This window comes from Brevibacillus sp. MS2.2 (assembly GCF_013284345.1).
In the GTDB taxonomy this organism is placed as follows: domain Bacteria; phylum Bacillota; class Bacilli; order Brevibacillales; family Brevibacillaceae; genus Brevibacillus; species Brevibacillus brevis_C.
This window is the reverse complement of record NZ_JABSUZ010000001.1, coordinates 312,386-328,524: the sequence shown is the minus strand read 5'-3', so window position 1 is coordinate 328,524 and position 16,139 is coordinate 312,386. Positions and strand designations below refer to the sequence as shown.

Below are 16,139 nucleotides of genomic sequence, written 5' to 3'. Positions count from 1 at the left end.
ATGCAGGAGAAAAATCGCGGGTTGGCCCTGTTTACCTCTCTCGTCTTTCTGTTTTTGCTAGGGCCGCTCATTATCATTTCTTTTACGTCGTTTGAGCCGGGAAGCGTCTTGAAGTTTCCGCCGGAGGGCTTTTCCTGGCGGTGGTACGAAAACATTTTCGAGGTAGAAATGTTCATGACGACCTTCAAGACGTCGATGTTCGTTTCCTTGCTCGGGAATCTCTTGGCGCTCTTGTTAGGGATTCCGGCAGCTTATGCGCTCAGTCGCTTTGATTTTCGCGGCAAGGGCATCTTGAATGGCATTTTCATCTCACCTGTCCTGATTCCGGGTATCGTGATGGGCTTTGCCATGCTGAAATACGTCATTGTCGTATATCATTTGCCGATTTATGCGGGACTTCTCGTCGGTCATACGGTGCTGATGCTTCCGTTTATTATTCGCGTCATTGCATCTTCCTTGTCTAACTTTGACTTCGCCATTGAAGAAGCGGCGTTAAGCCTTGGGGCAGGACGTCTCGAAACCTTTTTTAAAGTCGTCTTGCCGAATATTCGCTCTGGGATTATTGCTGCGATTCTGATCGCTTTTCTGGAGTCGTTCAACAACGTAGATATCTCTGTTTTCATGACAGGACCAGGGGTAAGCACGCTGCCGATCCAGATGCTGACGTACGTAGAAAACAACTTCGATCCGACGATCGCCGCGATTTCCGTGCTGCTCATGATTCTTACGGCTATTCTCATGTTCATCATTGAACGTCTGATGGGGCTTTCCTACTTTACAAAACGATAACGGAGGCATCAACTCATGGCATTGCTCACGCTGGAAAACGTATCGGTTGCCTATGACAATCAATATATTTTGCAAAACTTCAATCTCAATATCGAAAAAGGACAGCTCATCTCTTTGCTCGGTCCAAGCGGTTGCGGAAAGACGACGACACTCCGACTGATTGCGGGTTTTCTGGAAGCAAAAGATGGCCGGTTCATGTTTGACGGAAAAGATTATACGCGCGTTCCGGTCAACAAGCGCAACTTCGGGTTTGTGTTCCAGAGCTATGCGCTGTTTCCACACCTTTCAGTTTTCGATAACGTGGCGTTCGGTTTGCGCCTGCGCAAGGTCAATGAAACAGAGGTAAAGAACCGGGTGCAGCAAATCCTCGAAGTCGTGAGTCTCGGCGGCTATGAAAAGCGTTTCCCGAAGGAGCTGTCTGGTGGTCAAAGACAGCGCGTGGCGATTGCTCGTGCACTGGTGATTCAGCCTGACCTGCTGCTGTTCGATGAGCCGCTCAGTAACCTCGATGCCAACCTGCGGATCAACATGCGCGTAGAAATCCGTCGCATTCAGCAGGAGCTGGGAATTACGACTGTGTACGTATCGCATGACCAGGAGGAGTGCTTCTCCATCTCGGATCAGGTGGCGATCATGAACAAGGGTGTGATCGAGCAGCTCGACGATCCAGCCACGATTTTCAAATATCCGAAGACGGAGTTCATCGCTCGCTTTATTGGTTTTACCAACTTTATCGACTTCGCAGAGCGCAACGAGCAGAACGGAGAAATCGGCCTGCGCGTCGGTGACCATCATTTTACCGCGTCCAAAAATCCGGGAACGGCGAATCCGTCCGGCAAAAAATGTGCAATGCGACCAGATGACCTCCTCGTGACGACAGAAGAGAGCGCCGAGCCGGGAATGAACCGTTTGCGCGGAACAGTAAAGGTAAGCACGTTTTTGGGACGCAGCTATCAATATGTCGTGGAAACAGAGCTGGGCGACTTCACGGTCAATCAAGAGATGGAGACGCCGTACAAGACTGGCCTAAACGTCAATCTGCTGTTTCCAAAAGACAAAGTGGTACTCGTGGACTAAAGACAGGAGGTTATTTTCGTGAAGGTCGATTTGTTGATTCAAGACGTCCAAGTGTTTAACAGTTATTTTAAAAAGTTCATCAAAGGAAACGTCGCTGTTTTGGATGAACGATTCTTCTATATTGGTGAGCGGAGTACGGAAACATTTGAAGCTGCCGAGATCGTGGACGGACAAGGCCGCTACATGATTCCTGGTCTGGTCGATATTCACTTGCATATTGAGAGCACGATGGTGACGCCGGAGACCTTTTCCTTTGGCTTGATTCAAAACGGAGTGACGACGATCGTACCGGAGCCGCATGAGATGGCCAATGTGTTCGGAATCGAAGGGATCAAAGAGATGATTCGCGCGAGCCGTGATTGTGTCGTTGATATGCTGTACGCGATCCCGAGCTCCGTACCAGCTACTTCGATGGAAACGACTGGTGGGTCTGTCGAGATTGCAGACATGGATGAGCTCTTGCGTTCTGAAGAGATCATTTGCCTCGGCGAAATTATGAACTACGTAGACATCATCAAGGACCCTGACTGCAAGACGAATCGCATCCTGGAGCATATCCGCAAGACGTATCCAAAGCTCGTCATCGAGGGACATGTTCCGAAATTGCTTGATTTGGACCTGCATCGTGTCATTTATGCGGGAGTGGACTCCGATCATACGCACCAGACGCGTGAGGGCATGGAAGCGAGAATTGCAGCGGGCATGTTTCTGGAGATTCAAGAAAAATCGATGACGGAAGAAGTCATGGACTTTTTTGTAAAGGAAGATGTTTCTGAGCATTTTTGCTTCGTGACGGATGATGTGATGACCGATTCTTTGGTCAATCGTGGACATTTGAACCATATCGTGAAAAAAGCCATTCAAATGGGCATGCAGCCAGAGCGCGCCATCTACGCGAGTACATTTACCCCAGCCAGACGTATGAACATGAAGGATCGAGGGGCGATTGCTCCTGGCAAAATAGCAGATTTCCTGTTGTTGTCTGATCTGCATGAACTCAAGATCGAACGCGTCTATAAAAATGGGAAGAAAGCTTTCGACGTCAAGGAAGAGTATCGACAAGTAGTCAAAGAAAAGCAGTTTCCTGCGCATTTTTATGAGAGCATCAAGCTATCGCCGCTTACAGAGCAAGACTTCCACGTCACAGTAGATGTGCCGGACAATCGCTATCCATGCCGGGTCATGCTCGTGCAAAACGGTTCTACTTTTACAGAGGATCACCGTGGAATCGCTGAGGTGCGGGAAGGACAACTCTTGTGGGAGGAAAGCCCGTACGGCTTGATCGCCGTCTTTGAACGCTATGGCAAAAACGGCAATCGCGGTTATGGCTTGATCAGCGGGGATACGATCAAGCGAGGTGCAGTAGCCACCAGTTATTCGCATGACAACCACAATCTCTTGGTTGTCGGACACAATCCGCACGATATGATGGTCGCAGCCAATGAAGTCATCCGCAACCAGGGCGGGTTTTACGTGGTCGAGGATGGCAAGGTGATCGCGAGCCTTCATTTGCCAGTTGGAGGCATTTTGACAGAGGAACCATTGGAAAAGACGGCAAAGGAAGTCGAACAACTTCGCCGTGCCATGGAGTCGCTCGGTTACAACCACTACAACCCGATCATGTCGATCAGCACCCATTCCTTACCGGTCAGTCCAGCCTTGAAGCTGACGGATCTGGGGTTGATTGATGTAAATGACGGGAAAATAGTTCCGTTGCTCTTGATGTGATAAAAGTTGCTTGCTGAGAATATTATTTTCGGCAGGCAACTTTTTTTGATCAAAAAGTCCCGAAAGAAGCATATAAATTTTCATGCATAGGTATACACTCCTGATCATCTCCCTATTTTCTGACTGGAATTCAGGTATTTGGTAGGTTTTGGTTTAGGTATTCAGAATCTGTAATACTGGAAAAATTTTCTGTAACATGGTATTCGATCCTAATCCAGAAAAGAGGAGATAAATAAATGGATAACGTAGGGTTGAGAAACAAACTGTTCAGTAAAGGGCTGTCGCTTTTGTTCATGCTGGCAATGATGCTGGTGGCAGGCGCAGCTACACTCGTGTTCGCTGAGAAAGCCTCGGCTCACGGGTACATCGAATCGCCAGCGAGTCGCTCTTACTTGTGTAAGACGGGGCAAAACACAGGCTGCGGTCAAATCCAGTGGGAACCGCAAAGCGTGGAGGGCATTGGGTCGTTCCCGCAATCTGGTCCTGCCGATGGTGAATTTACCGGTGCAGGCCGCTATCCTGAGCTTTACACACAAACAGCAGATCGCTGGACCAAGGTTACCTTGCAGGGTGGACAAAATGCGTTTACTTGGAATCTGACAGCCCCGCATAGTACAGCGGAGTGGAAATATTACATCACGAAAAAAGATTGGAATCCTAACAAGCCGCTTGCCCGAGCGGATCTGGAACTGTTTTGCTCGTTCCAGGATGGAGGGAAAAGACCACCATACACGGTAACGCATTCGTGCAATGTACCGACAGATCGCAGCGGTTACCACATTATTTTGGGTGTTTGGGAAATTGCTGATACGGGCATGGCCTTTTACCAGGCGATTGACGTGAATTTGACTAACGCTGGAACAGGCGTTGTAGAACAGCCTACTGTTCCAGGCAATGTGACTTCCGTATCGCAAACAGCTACGAGCATTGAGCTTGGCTGGACCAAATCCGTGGCAACTGACGGAATCAAACAGTACGACGTGTATCGCGATGGCAAATTAATCGCATCTACCAAAGAAACAGCATACACGGACAAAGATTTGACGCCTGCTACAGCTTATAGCTACACCGTTGTGGCAGTCGATGGCACAGGGAAAGAGTCTAACGCTAGCAAAGCACTAACTGTTCGCACAAAAGCAGAAGATATCGTGGATACAGAAGCACCGACGGCACCAGCGGGAATCATGACTCACCATCCAACGGAGACAGAAATCGACCTCATGTGGAGTCCTTCCCGTGACAATGTTGGTGTGGTGAAATACGAGATTTACCGTGATGGCTCCCACGTAGGAACAGTTGAAAAGCCTTCCTTTGTCGATAAAGGATTAACAGCAGGAACATCTTATACGTATACGATCAAAGCAGTTGATGCCGCAGGAAACATTTCCGAAGAGAGCGCACCTTTTGCTGCAAGCACAACGGAGAAAAAACCTGAAGTACCAGGTGAAATCGCCGATTGGGATTCCACTGCTGTGTATGTACAGGGCGACCGGGTCTTGTATGATGGACTGGAATTCGTAGCAAAATGGTGGGTAACTGGAGAACAGCCAGACCGTTCCGATGCGTGGAAGCTGGTGAGCGTTGTCGTACTGTCGTGGGATTCCGGCAAAGCGTATGATGGCGGAGCGCAAGTGAACTTCGAAGACAAGGTTTATGAGGCGAAATGGTGGACCAAAGGCGAAGAGCCAGGGAAAGCCGATGTATGGAAGCTGGTTGAATAATGTTGCAAAGCCCGGGTGGTCTGCCTGGGCTTTGTTTGTGTAAGTGCAGCCACTATTTTGCCGATTTCTCCTTGTTTTGATATACTTATAATTTGAACGATAAGTCCATCTTATAAGGTTAGAAGGATATGAAAAATGAATGAAACCTATTCGCTAAATGAAAAATGGCGACAGTTTTTGGCTGTTTTGCTTCCGATCTTGATATCACAACTGGCGCTGTTTTCGATGACGTTCGCCGATACCATTATGTCTGGCCATGCCAGTCCGACAGATTTGGCGGGGGTAGCGATTGGGGCTAGTCTATGGACACCTGTTCAAGCAGGCTTGACGGGGATTCTGATGGCTGTCATGCCGATGGTTGCACAGATGGTTGGGGCAGGGAAACGAGATCAGGTGCCTTACACGGTTATGCAGGCCTTGTATTTGAGTGTGGGGATTGCGGTCGGTGTCATCATCGTCGGAGGTTTGGTACTTGATCCGATCCTGAACTGGATGCAATTGGAGCCTGAGGTACGCATGATTGCTCGCGGCTTCCTGCATGCAATCGCTATTGGAATTATTCCGATGTTTCTTTATACGGTGCTTCGTTGCTTTATCGACGCATTAGGACAGACACGGGTAACGATGTTCATTACCCTGCTTTCGTTGCCGATCAACGTCTTTTTGAACTACGCTCTTATCTTTGGTAACTTTGGCTTGCCTCGACTGGGCGGAATCGGTGCCGGGCTTGCATCTGGCATCACGTACTGGTGTATTTTGCTGATTACTCTGTTTGTCGTGAATCGCGTACACCCATTCGTTGAGTTCGGTTTGTTCTCCCAATTTCACCGGATCTCGATGAAAGCATGGAAAGAGCTACTGAAGCTGGGGCTGCCCATCGGATTTTCGATCTTTTGCGAGGTTAGCATTTTTGCGGCCGTCACTTTGTTCATGAGTGAATACAGTACGATTACGATTGCGGCGCATCAGGCAGCAATGAACTTCGCCTCATTCCTGTACATGGTGCCATTGAGCATATCCATGGCGTTGACGATTGTCGTTGGTTTTGAGGTTGGAGCCAAAAGGTACCGGGACGCAAAGCAGTACAGTTATTTGGGGATAGGTATCGCTCTTGGTATTGCCCTTTTGTTCGGAATCGGCTTGCTGATGTTTAGTGAACAGGTGGCTGGTTTTTACACGACCGACATTGAGGTGTTGGAGCTTGCCCAGCATTTCCTGATGTACTCGATCCTCTTCCTGATCTCTGATGCCGTCGCAGCACCTATTCAAGGTGTACTGCGCGGGTACAAGGATGTGACCGTTACCTTTATCGTTGCGCTGATATCTTATTGGGTGATTGGCTTGCCTTTGGGATACATTCTCGCGAAATTCACTTCGCTTGCAGCATTCGGATACTGGATTGGTCTGATTACGGGATTGGCTGCCGGCGCCATCTTCCTTTTTGGACGTCTGCTGTCGTTACAGAAACGCATGATTCGCAGCCATTCATAAGGAAACAGATAAGCGGAAAATCCCTGATGCGGGGGTTTTCCGCTTTTTGCATGAAGAATGAAAGCCCCGTTTACACTAGTTGAAAGACCAGATATACTTCTTATCATAGACGATGGAAGATAACCTGACATCAAAGCAGATGGGGGGAGAGGCTCATGTCACTCTCGGTATTCACGACATATGATTTTTTGCTAAAACTAGGAGTTGCACTATTTCTAGGCTTGATGATTGGTATGGATCGGCAGCTCAAGCACAAGCCGCTGGGTGTAAAGACCAGCATGGTTATTTCGGTTGCGAGCTGTCTCATTACGATTGTCTCGATTGAATCCGTGCATCGGTTCTCCTTGCCTGGACACACGAATATGGACCCTCTGCGCTTGGCTGCTCAAATTGTGAGCGGTGTAGGTTTCCTTGGGGCTGGTGTTATTCTACGCCGGAGTAATGATGTCATTTCGGGCTTGACCACAGCATCGATGGTCTGGGCGGCTTCTGGACTTGGGATTGCAGTAGGAGCAGGATTTTATTTTGAGGCAGTGACCGCGACGATCCTCATTATTTTGGCGATTAATTTGTTCCCGATTATTCTTCGCTTGATTGGTCCAGAATCACTCAGACAAAGAGATTTGTCAATCAAGATCGTAGTCGAAGGCGGGGGCGATTTGGATTTGGTGTTCAAGCAGATTAAGCACCTCGAACTGCAAGTGAAGCGGGTGAAGGTCAAAGACTTGGACAATAGTCTGCAAAAGCTGGAAATGATGATTACAGCTTCGGAAAATACGTACACGACCGATATTTACAGTTTGCTGAAAGCGGTAGATCATGTTGTTTCTGTAGAAGTAGAAAGCAGATAAAAAGGAATAATAGAAGACGGAGGCCATCAGGATTTGGCTTTCGTCTTTTTTAGTTTCTGTCGTGAGGGAAGAAGCGCATTTCCAGTCTACGCTTCGGCCTCCGCCCTGCTGAGGGTGAAGACTGTCCGCTTCGGAAAAAATGACGGGAGCGCTTCAAACGTAGATATTTCGAGGAAGATTTCCATAAGTGAAGCTGGAATTCCCCGCCATTTTTTCCTACGCGGCTTTTTGTTTCCATTCTTGAAAGGGAACTCATGAAGTCTCCCTGAATTACTTACAAAACGTTGTAAAAGCTCCTACAACACATAAGCTGTACGAAAGCACTGTCACATGTCTGGAAGGAGACCGCCCGAACGAAGAGAGGATACAGGCGACTGGAAGACATGTGGCAGGGCTTCCCCCGCCCCCAACCGTTGGACAATATTTTTTCATCGTTCCCGAAAAAACACTTCATCCCTTGATAACAAGAATGAAAATCATTATCATTTTAATTAAGAAGAACTGCTTTATCCTTTTTTACATAAGTAAACGCTTGATAACGAGGAGGATGCGAGATGGAATTCAGAATTGAAAAGGACACGATTGGAGAAATCAAGGTTCCGGCGGATAAGCTGTGGGGCGCCCAAACACAACGTAGCTTCCAAAACTTTGAAATCGGCGAAGAAAAAATGCCACTTCCACTGATTCGCATGTTTGCCATCCTGAAAAAAAGTGCAGCACTGGCGAATCAAAAGCTGGGCAAGCTCGATAATGAAAAGGCAGAAGCGATTGTGGCGGCAGCAGATGAAGTGATCCAAGGAAAATGGGATGAGCATTTCCCACTGGTTGTCTGGCAAACGGGTAGTGGCACCCAATCCAATATGAACGTCAACGAAGTCATTGCTCATCGCGCTAACCAATTGCTGCAAGAGAAGGGCAGCTCGGCTCGCATCCATGCCAACGATGATGTGAACAAATCACAGAGCTCCAATGATACATTCCCGACAGCAATGCACATGGCTGGACTGGTCGCTATCGAGGAGCAAGTACTGCCTGCAATTAAGCTGTTACAAGCAACGCTGAAAGAAAAAAGCGAAGCCTATATGGATATCATCAAAATCGGTCGCACGCATTTGCAGGACGCGACTCCGCTGACGCTGGGCCAAGAATTCAGCGGTTGGGTACGCATGCTGGAAAAATCGGAAAAGATGATTAAGGAGAGCAATGAGTACCTGCGTGAGCTGGCGATTGGCGGTACAGCAGTAGGAACAGGCATCAATGCGCACCCGCGCTTCGGTGAAATGGTCGCAGCAGAAATCAGCAAGGAAACCAACCACCAATTCGTGACCGCAGAAAACAAGTTCCACGCGCTGACCAGCCATGACGAGCTCGTTCATGTACATGGTGCCCTGAAAGCACTGGCTGCGGACCTGATGAAAATCGCCAATGATGTAAGATGGCTAGCGAGCGGCCCACGTTGCGGAATCGGCGAACTTATCATTCCGGCAAACGAGCCAGGCAGCTCGATCATGCCAGGCAAGGTGAATCCGACCCAAAGCGAAGCGATGACGATGGTTGTATGCCAAGTGATGGGCAACGATGCTGCCATTGGCTTTGCTGCTAGCCAGGGGAACTTCGAGCTGAACGTGTTTAAGCCAGTGATCATCTACAATTTCCTGCAATCTGCAAGATTATTGGCAGACGCGATGAAGTCCTTCAACGACAATTGCGCAGTAGGCATCGAGCCTGATCTGACAGTGATCAAAGAAAACCTGAACAACTCGTTGATGCTGGTGACGGCACTGAACCCGCATATCGGCTATGAAAATGCGGCTGCCGTAGCGAAGCTGGCTCACAAAGAAGGCATCACACTCAAGGAAGCGGCGATCAAGAGCAATTTGCTGACCGAAGAGCAATTCGATCAAATCGTACGTCCTGAACAAATGATTCATCCAAAAGAATAGGATCTTCATAAACAAAACCGATGGTCCCGTGATTGTGGCCATCGGTTATTTTTTTGAGAACGATTACAGATGCGAACCGCCACTTGCATCAATTAATTGACCGGTTACCCAACGGCTGTCCGAGGAAGCGAGAAAGGCGGCAATATCCGCTACATCATCAGGCTCTCCCCATCTGTTAAAGGTGGAAAGTCCAGCAGCGTACTTCTGCCCATCCGGATTATTTTGCAGCGTGCCAGCATTCATCTCCGTATTAATAATGCCCGGCAAGATCGCATTTACCGTAATATGACGGCTCCCCAGTTGTTTAGCCAGAGCTAGCGTTAGTGTGTTAACAGCCCCCTTCGATATACTGTAAGTGAACACACTTGGGGAAGCTGCACGAGTAACAAAGGATGAGAGATTGATGATACGGCCTTCCTCTTTTAAACGGGGCAAAGCTTGTTGGATCATAAAAAACGGTGCTTTGACATTGATGTTCATGACCTCGTCAAACGATTCCTCGGTAGCCTCTTCCAACGTTAAGATTTGTCCGATTCCAGCGTTATTGACGAGGATGTCAAAACGATGATCTCCTGTACGTTTCTGCAATGCTTCGTCCAATGTTGCATATAAATCGCGAATGCCGTCAAGGGTGCGCAAGTCCGCACCGATTGCGAAAGCTTGGCCTCCCGTTCGTTCAATTTCACGTACGACTGCTTCTGCTTCTTCTTGTCGTCTTCCATAGTGTACGACAACCAATGCGCCATCCTGTGCCAGACGTAATGCGATGCCACGACCAATCCCACGGCTTGCTCCGGTTACCAATGCCATTTTCCCTTTCAAATTACTCATGGTTTCATCTCCCTTGATTGAAATTCAAGTTAGTTATAACACAAGGGGATATTTGAAATATTGCTCTCTCATTCACTCGGTTGGTCTCGTGAACGGAATGGCGATAATGTTAGAGAACAATCACTTGCTTTACCTTTTCTTTAACAATTCTTGTTATAGTGATGCTATCTATATCTACCATGCACGAGGTCGGAGGTGTTTGTCCGTGAGGATTTTGATTGTAGATGACGACAAAGAGATTGTAGAGCTAATGGCGATATATTTGAGCAACGAAGGGTATGAGATCGAAAAGGCTTTTGACGGTCTGGAAGCGATGGAGAGGCTGGAGCAGAAGCCTATCGATCTCGTTATTCTGGATGTCATGATGCCCAATCTGGATGGGCTGGAAGTTACCAAGCGAATACGAAAAAACTCGACCATCCCCATTCTTATGGCGAGTGCCAAAACGAATGATATGGACAAAATTCTGGGCTTGATGACGGGTGCAGACGATTACGTGGCGAAGCCGTTTAATCCGCTGGAAGTGATTGCGCGGGTCAAGTCTCTCCTGCGACGGTCGAACTACACGCAGGCAAGCAAACAGGATCATGTGATTGAGGCGGGCCCATTGATCATCGACAAGCAAAGCCACTTCGTTCAGACAAAAGAAGGCACCCCGATCAAGCTGACAGCATTGGAATTTTCCGTCCTGCATCTACTGGCAAGTCATCCGAATCGAGTATTCAGCTCAGAAGAAATTTTTGACCGTTGCTGGAAAATGGAGAATTTCGTTTCCTACAAGACGGTGATGGTTCACATCAGTAACCTGCGGGAAAAGCTTGAGAAGGCGACAAATGGCGAAAAGGTGATACAGACGGTCTGGGGGGTCGGCTACAAAATTGAAGCTTAGAGCCAAGGATTTTATCCGTATCCTTTTCGATTTGCTGCTTGGCCTCATGATCATCTACGCTGTTTTTCAAATGGCTGATTTTTTTGCCAACAACTATTTGTACACCATTCCGGAAATCAGAGAGTTCATCTGGAAGTTGCGGCTCAATTTCGATATCAACTCCTTTAAAATCCCAATCATTTTGCTGGCAACCGGTATGTTTGCGGCATGGTCGGTCGTTCGTATCCGCAAGTACCTGGAACAAAAGCAGATGGAGCAAATCATAAACGAGCTGCATTTCATTGCGAAAGGCAATTATCATCACCAGATTTCTATTCGTCCGAACGGCAGCTTGGGTCAAGTCGTCGATAGCATCCATGCTCTGGTCAAAAGCGCCTTGGATGCGATGGAGGAGGAGCGGCGGCTGGAACAATCGAAGGATGAATTGATTACTAACGTTTCCCATGACCTGCGAACGCCGTTGACCTCCATTATTGGCTACCTTGGACTGATTGAGCAGAACAAGAACAAGGACGAGGAGAAGCTCAAGCATTACGCTCATATCGCTTATGAGAAGGCCAAACAGATGAACGTGCTCGTCAATGATTTGTTTGAGTACACAAAGGTTCGCAATCGCGGGGCGTATTTGAAGCGAACGCAGTTTGACCTGGTAGAGCTGGTTGAACAAGTATCGGTTGGCTTTCGACTCGTGGCGAATGAGGCTGGGCTGCGCTTAATCGTAGATACGCCTGATCAAAAAATCGAAATGGCAGGAGATACCGACAAGCTTGTTCGCGTTCTGGAAAACCTCATTTCCAACGCTGTGAAATACGGACGCGATGGTACGGAAATTGTCATTCGCGTCTTTCAGAAAGGAGAAGGTATCGCGATTTCTGTCGCCAATAACGGAGCGCCGATCCCGGCTGAATATGTGCCGAGCCTGTTTGAACGCTTTTTTCGGGTGGAGGGCTCACGTTCGAAAGAGACAGGAGGCTCGGGTCTCGGTCTCGCTATCGCCAAAAGCATCATCGATCTGCACCAAGGCAACATTTCGGTCGAAAGCACAAACGAATGGACGACCTTTACTGTCTGGCTACCACGTACAATTTCAAGCATTTGAGAAAAGCTTTACTTTTTCTTTACCTTTCGTTTCCGTTAATTTTAATCGAAAAGTCTATCCTGACTGCATGAAGGTTACCGTTTTTGTTTTTGCAGATATAGGAGGGCTTTTTTTATGAGGAAAACAACATGGGCTGTGCTCATGCTGACCATATTCGTCGGACTGATGCTTTGGCGGGATTCAGACTCAGTAGAAGCAGATTGGAAATTCCAAGGACCCATTACGCTAACGGAAAAAACATACGAGAAGGTCGATGCACAAGCAGCGATTCTGTTGGACAGCCAGACAGGAGAAATCATGTACGCACAAAATGCGGATAGGCCTTACCCGGTAGCAAGCATGTCAAAAATGCTGACCGAATATATGCTCCTCGAAGCCATTAAGGAAGAGCGTGTAGATTGGGATGACGAGATCGTCGTATCTGAGAATGCGGCTGCGACTGGGGGATCACGGGTCCATCTTGTCGCAGGAGAGGCCTATCCGATAAAAGACTTGTATGAAGCAATGGCGATCGGCTCTGCAAACAATGCAGCGGTGGCAATCGGTGAATATTTAGCGGGCAGCACATCAGCCTTTGCGGAACAAATGAATTTGAAGGCGGCCGAGCTGAATCTGAGATCATCCTCGTTTGTGAATGCGACCGGATTGGATACTGAAAATGGACAAAATGAAATGACAGCTCGCGATGCAGGAATGCTTGCGTACCACTTGCTCAACGATTTCCCCGATATTGTCAAATTGACGGTCGAGCCATCCGTGGAGCTAGCTTCCACTAAAGAGAATGTCGCCAATACAAACCTCATGCTCAACGGGGAAAACGCTGAGTGGAGTGTCGCAGGGCTAGATGGGCTCAAAACGGGTTATACCAATGCTGCGGGATACTGCTTCACGGCTACAGCGAAGCGGGGGGACAAGCGGCTCATTTCCGTCGTGATGGGCGCTGAAGAAGATGCCACTCGTTTTACAGAGACAAAAAAACTGCTGGAGAGAGGGTTTGACAATGGATAACGTGCAAAAAGTGGAGAGACCGACAGAACTGCTGGCTATTGCTGGTTATGCAGTGTTTGCCCTTTACTTGTTTCTCGTCGTGAAGGTACTGCTGTTTAAATTCGGCAGTTTGGATACCAGCTTGCTATTGGATCAGTGGAAAATCATTTGGAGCGATCCGTCTGTGATTGTGAAGCGGTTGCGCTACCGAAGTAATTTGGTGCCGTTTCATGAAATCGAGAACTATATTATAGCGATACGAAATAACCAAAGCTGGCACAGTGCAGTGAACTTCGTAGGCAACGTGATCGCCTTCATGCCGTTAGGCTTCCTGCTGCCGCTTTTGTTCCCGAAAAAAGCAGGCTCCCTGTTCAGAGTCATCCAGCTATCTCTAATGCTAAGCCTCGGTGTGGAACTGACACAACTCATAATGAACGTCGGAACGTTTGATGTCGATGATTTGCTCCTGAATACAGCAGGCGGGATGATCGGATATATCGTATACTTGTTCATTTGGCTTCTACAGAAAAAACGATTCATCTTGTCCGTCTCTTCCTAGGCTACTTATGAGGCACCCACGTGGTGCTTTTTTATTTATTTATAAAAAATGCATTGATGAACCAACAAAGCTGGCGAGAAGAAAAAGCACAGGGCTCGCAGACCTTGACAACGCCTACCCAGTCGGAACTTCCAAAAGGGGACCACGCTTGTCGAACACTTCTTCTTTGAGAACCTTCCGCCCGTAGGGTGGCTTTGGCTCGACGGTCCCCTTTTGGAAGTGGAGACGGCCAGTCAATCCCCCATGCAGGCGTGTCAGAGTCGAAGAGAACTGTGCTTTTTCTTCCCCTCCACCATGTTGACCCAAACCAAAAAGTCTCCCCTTGTTTTGTCCCAATGCCTATGTTTACACTAGTAGAAACCCATTGAAAATCCGTCGAAAGAGAAGGTGATTCTCTTTGTTAGATAAAGCGCAAGAGATTCTACGAAAGTACTTTGGCTACGAAGCATTTCGAGAAGGCCAGAAGAAAATCATCACGAGCCTGTTAGCCGGACATGACACCGTAGGCATTATGCCAACCGGCGGCGGGAAATCCATCTGTTATCAAGTCCCAGCGATGCTCCAAGAAGGAGTAACCATCGTGATCTCCCCACTCATCTCGCTGATGAAGGATCAGGTAGACGTACTGGTCAGCATGGGCATTCCCGCCACTCAAATTAACAGCTCACTGGATTATAGCGAGGTTCGCGATCGACTGCGTATGGCAGCGCGGGGAGAGTACAAGCTGTTGTATATCGCTCCAGAGCGTTTGGAATCCGAAGCGTTCCAAAATCTGATTCAGGATGTTCCAATTTCGTTTGTGGCAGTGGACGAAGCCCATTGCGTCTCACAGTGGGGGCACGATTTCCGGCCGAGCTATTTGGCGATTGCCCGTTTTCTTCAATCCTTGCCACAGCGTCCGCTCGTCGCGGCCTTGACCGCCACAGCGACACCGGAGGTAACCGAAGACATCAAGCGACAGCTAGAGTTACAGGACGAGCGCCTTTTTATCACAGGGTTTGGCAGAGACAATCTCATTTTGTCTGTACGCAAAGGGGAGAACCGTCGAGAGTTCATCCAGGCGTACTTGCGGGCGAATAAGCAGCAGGCGGGCATTATTTATGCGGCAACGAGAAAAGATGTGGACGCCTTGCATGCAGATTTGGACAAGCGTGGCTTTGCTGTGACCAAATACCATGCAGGACTGACGGAGGAGGAGCGTGCAGCCAACCAGGAAGCATTCCTGTTCGATGATGTCCGGACGATGATCGCGACCAACGCATTTGGTATGGGCATCGACAAGTCCAATGTGCGTTACGTTATTCATTACAACATGCCGAAAAACCTGGAGGCGTATTACCAGGAAGCAGGGCGTGCGGGACGCGATGGAGAGCCAAGCGAGTGTATTCTACTGTTTCAGCCACAGGATATCCAGACGCAAACGTTTTTCATCGAGCAGAATCAACTGCTGGACGAGCGCAAGGAGCTGGAGTACAAAAAACTGTACGCGATGATCGACTATTGCCGTACGCCGCGCTGCTTGCAGCAAAACATCGTGCAATATTTCGGCGAAACAGATGCTGCCACGTGCGGACGCTGCGGGAACTGCACCGATGAAACTGAGCTGTCCGATATTACGCTCGAAGCGCAGAAGATTTTCTCCTGCGTCAAACGTATGAGAGAGCGCTTCGGTGCCGCTCTCGTCGCGCAGGTACTCAAAGGCTCCAAGAACAAAAAGGTCACCCAGTTTTCTTTCGACCAGTTGCCTACGTACGGTCTGATGAAGGAATACAAGGAAAAAGAGATTGCAGACTTGATCCAGCTCCTCATTGCCGAAGGCTATTTGCAAGTAACGGAGAGCCAATATCCAATCGTAAAGCTGGGAGAGCGGGCATTGCCAGTTTTGAGGGGCGAAGAGCGAGTCGTGCAAAAAATCTCGATACGTCCTGTGCAACTGACAGAGGATGACGAGTTGTTCGAGCATCTACGCGCGTTGCGCAAGGAGATCTCAACGCGACAAAAAGTACCGCCGTACGTGATTTTCCCAGACAGTACCTTGAAGGAAATGAGCAGTGTTTGCCCAACTGACAAAGCGGCCATGCTCCAGATCAAAGGAGTAGGCGAGGCGAAATTTGAGAAGTACGGAGAACTCTTTCTGGAGTGTTTGCAGAACTATGCAGCGATCAAGTCGTGAC

The 16,139-nt window shown here is 48.5% G+C and carries 14 protein-coding genes; 12 read left to right on the top strand and 2 right to left on the bottom strand.

Annotation, left to right across the window (positions count from 1 at the left end):
- From HP568_RS01410 to fumC, 7 genes are all read left to right on the top strand, one after another.
- On the top strand, nucleotides 1-789 hold the full coding sequence (locus HP568_RS01410) for an ABC transporter permease (RefSeq protein ID WP_048035281.1): 789 nt from the start codon (nucleotides 1-3) through the stop codon (nucleotides 787-789).
- Nucleotides 790-804: 15 nt separating this feature from the next.
- On the top strand, nucleotides 805-1,866 hold the full coding sequence (locus HP568_RS01405; RefSeq protein ID WP_048035280.1) for an ABC transporter ATP-binding protein: 1,062 nt from the start codon (nucleotides 805-807) through the stop codon (nucleotides 1,864-1,866).
- 18 nt (nucleotides 1,867-1,884) lie between these two features.
- Nucleotides 1,885-3,594: an adenine deaminase gene (locus tag HP568_RS01400; RefSeq protein WP_048035279.1), complete on the top strand. Its 1,710-nt coding sequence runs from the start codon at nucleotides 1,885-1,887 to the stop codon at nucleotides 3,592-3,594.
- A 236-nt stretch (nucleotides 3,595-3,830) separates the two neighbouring features.
- Nucleotides 3,831-5,315, top strand: coding sequence for a lytic polysaccharide monooxygenase (locus HP568_RS01395; RefSeq protein WP_048035278.1), 1,485 nt, complete (start codon nucleotides 3,831-3,833; stop codon nucleotides 5,313-5,315).
- Nucleotides 5,316-5,450: 135 nt separating this feature from the next.
- The gene (locus HP568_RS01390; RefSeq protein ID WP_173628109.1) at nucleotides 5,451-6,806 is read left to right on the top strand and encodes an MATE family efflux transporter; all 1,356 of its coding nucleotides are present in this window, start codon (nucleotides 5,451-5,453) and stop codon (nucleotides 6,804-6,806) included.
- Between the two features lie 155 nt (nucleotides 6,807-6,961).
- Nucleotides 6,962-7,657 (top strand): MgtC/SapB family protein, encoded by a 696-nt coding sequence (locus HP568_RS01385; RefSeq protein ID WP_048035276.1) that lies wholly within the window; start codon nucleotides 6,962-6,964, stop codon nucleotides 7,655-7,657.
- Between the two features lie 554 nt (nucleotides 7,658-8,211).
- Entirely contained in the window at nucleotides 8,212-9,600 is a 1,389-nt protein-coding gene (gene fumC / locus HP568_RS01380; RefSeq protein ID WP_173628108.1) for a class II fumarate hydratase, read from the top strand.
- Between the two features lie 63 nt (nucleotides 9,601-9,663).
- Here fumC and HP568_RS01375 read toward each other — a convergent pair whose 3' ends face one another.
- The gene (locus tag HP568_RS01375; RefSeq protein WP_173628107.1) at nucleotides 9,664-10,431 is read right to left on the bottom strand and encodes an SDR family oxidoreductase; all 768 of its coding nucleotides are present in this window, start codon (nucleotides 10,429-10,431) and stop codon (nucleotides 9,664-9,666) included.
- A 199-nt stretch (nucleotides 10,432-10,630) separates the two neighbouring features.
- Between HP568_RS01375 and HP568_RS01370 the strand changes: the two genes are divergently transcribed.
- The 4 genes from HP568_RS01370 (at nucleotide 10,631) to HP568_RS01355 (ending at nucleotide 13,965) form a co-directional block, all read left to right on the top strand.
- Nucleotides 10,631-11,320, top strand: a complete 690-nt coding sequence (locus HP568_RS01370) for a response regulator transcription factor (RefSeq protein ID WP_217366319.1) — start codon at nucleotides 10,631-10,633, stop codon at nucleotides 11,318-11,320.
- The gene (locus tag HP568_RS01365; protein ID WP_173628106.1) at nucleotides 11,310-12,419 is read left to right on the top strand and encodes a sensor histidine kinase; all 1,110 of its coding nucleotides are present in this window, start codon (nucleotides 11,310-11,312) and stop codon (nucleotides 12,417-12,419) included. The genes HP568_RS01370 and HP568_RS01365 overlap by 11 nt, the downstream gene beginning before the upstream one ends.
- A gap of 114 nt (nucleotides 12,420-12,533) precedes the next feature.
- On the top strand, nucleotides 12,534-13,427 hold the full coding sequence (locus tag HP568_RS01360) for a D-alanyl-D-alanine carboxypeptidase family protein (RefSeq protein WP_048035271.1): 894 nt from the start codon (nucleotides 12,534-12,536) through the stop codon (nucleotides 13,425-13,427).
- Nucleotides 13,420-13,965, top strand: a complete 546-nt coding sequence (locus tag HP568_RS01355) for a VanZ family protein (protein WP_173628105.1) — start codon at nucleotides 13,420-13,422, stop codon at nucleotides 13,963-13,965. Before HP568_RS01360 ends, HP568_RS01355 begins: the two co-directional genes overlap by 8 nt.
- A gap of 114 nt (nucleotides 13,966-14,079) precedes the next feature.
- Here the strand turns inward: HP568_RS01355 and HP568_RS01350 are convergent, their stop codons facing one another.
- A complete protein-coding gene (locus HP568_RS01350) occupies nucleotides 14,080-14,271 on the bottom strand; it encodes a hypothetical protein (protein ID WP_173628104.1) in 192 nt (63 codons plus the stop codon).
- A 91-nt stretch (nucleotides 14,272-14,362) separates the two neighbouring features.
- On the opposite strand from HP568_RS01350, the gene recQ reads away from it, so the two are divergent.
- Nucleotides 14,363-16,138, top strand: a complete 1,776-nt coding sequence (gene recQ / locus HP568_RS01345; RefSeq protein WP_173628103.1) for a DNA helicase RecQ — start codon at nucleotides 14,363-14,365, stop codon at nucleotides 16,136-16,138.
- Nucleotide 16,139 lies beyond the last annotated feature (1 nt).

Excerpts from the sequence above, each read along its gene's own strand:
- HP568_RS01355 (WP_173628105.1), top strand. The coding sequence starts at position 13,420 with ATGGATAACGTGCAAAAAGTGGAGAGACCGACAGAACTGCTGGCTATT.
- HP568_RS01410 (WP_048035281.1), top strand. The coding sequence starts at position 1 with ATGCAGGAGAAAAATCGCGGGTTGGCCCTGTTTACCTCTCTCGTCTTT.
- fumC (WP_173628108.1), top strand. The coding sequence starts at position 8,212 with ATGGAATTCAGAATTGAAAAGGACACGATTGGAGAAATCAAGGTTCCG.
- HP568_RS01375 (WP_173628107.1), bottom strand. The coding sequence starts at position 10,431 with ATGAGTAATTTGAAAGGGAAAATGGCATTGGTAACCGGAGCAAGCCGT.
- HP568_RS01390 (WP_173628109.1), top strand. The coding sequence starts at position 5,451 with ATGAATGAAACCTATTCGCTAAATGAAAAATGGCGACAGTTTTTGGCT.
- HP568_RS01405 (WP_048035280.1), top strand. The coding sequence starts at position 805 with ATGGCATTGCTCACGCTGGAAAACGTATCGGTTGCCTATGACAATCAA.
- HP568_RS01385 (WP_048035276.1), top strand. The coding sequence starts at position 6,962 with ATGTCACTCTCGGTATTCACGACATATGATTTTTTGCTAAAACTAGGA.
- HP568_RS01395 (WP_048035278.1), top strand. The coding sequence starts at position 3,831 with ATGGATAACGTAGGGTTGAGAAACAAACTGTTCAGTAAAGGGCTGTCG.
- HP568_RS01360 (WP_048035271.1), top strand. The coding sequence starts at position 12,534 with ATGAGGAAAACAACATGGGCTGTGCTCATGCTGACCATATTCGTCGGA.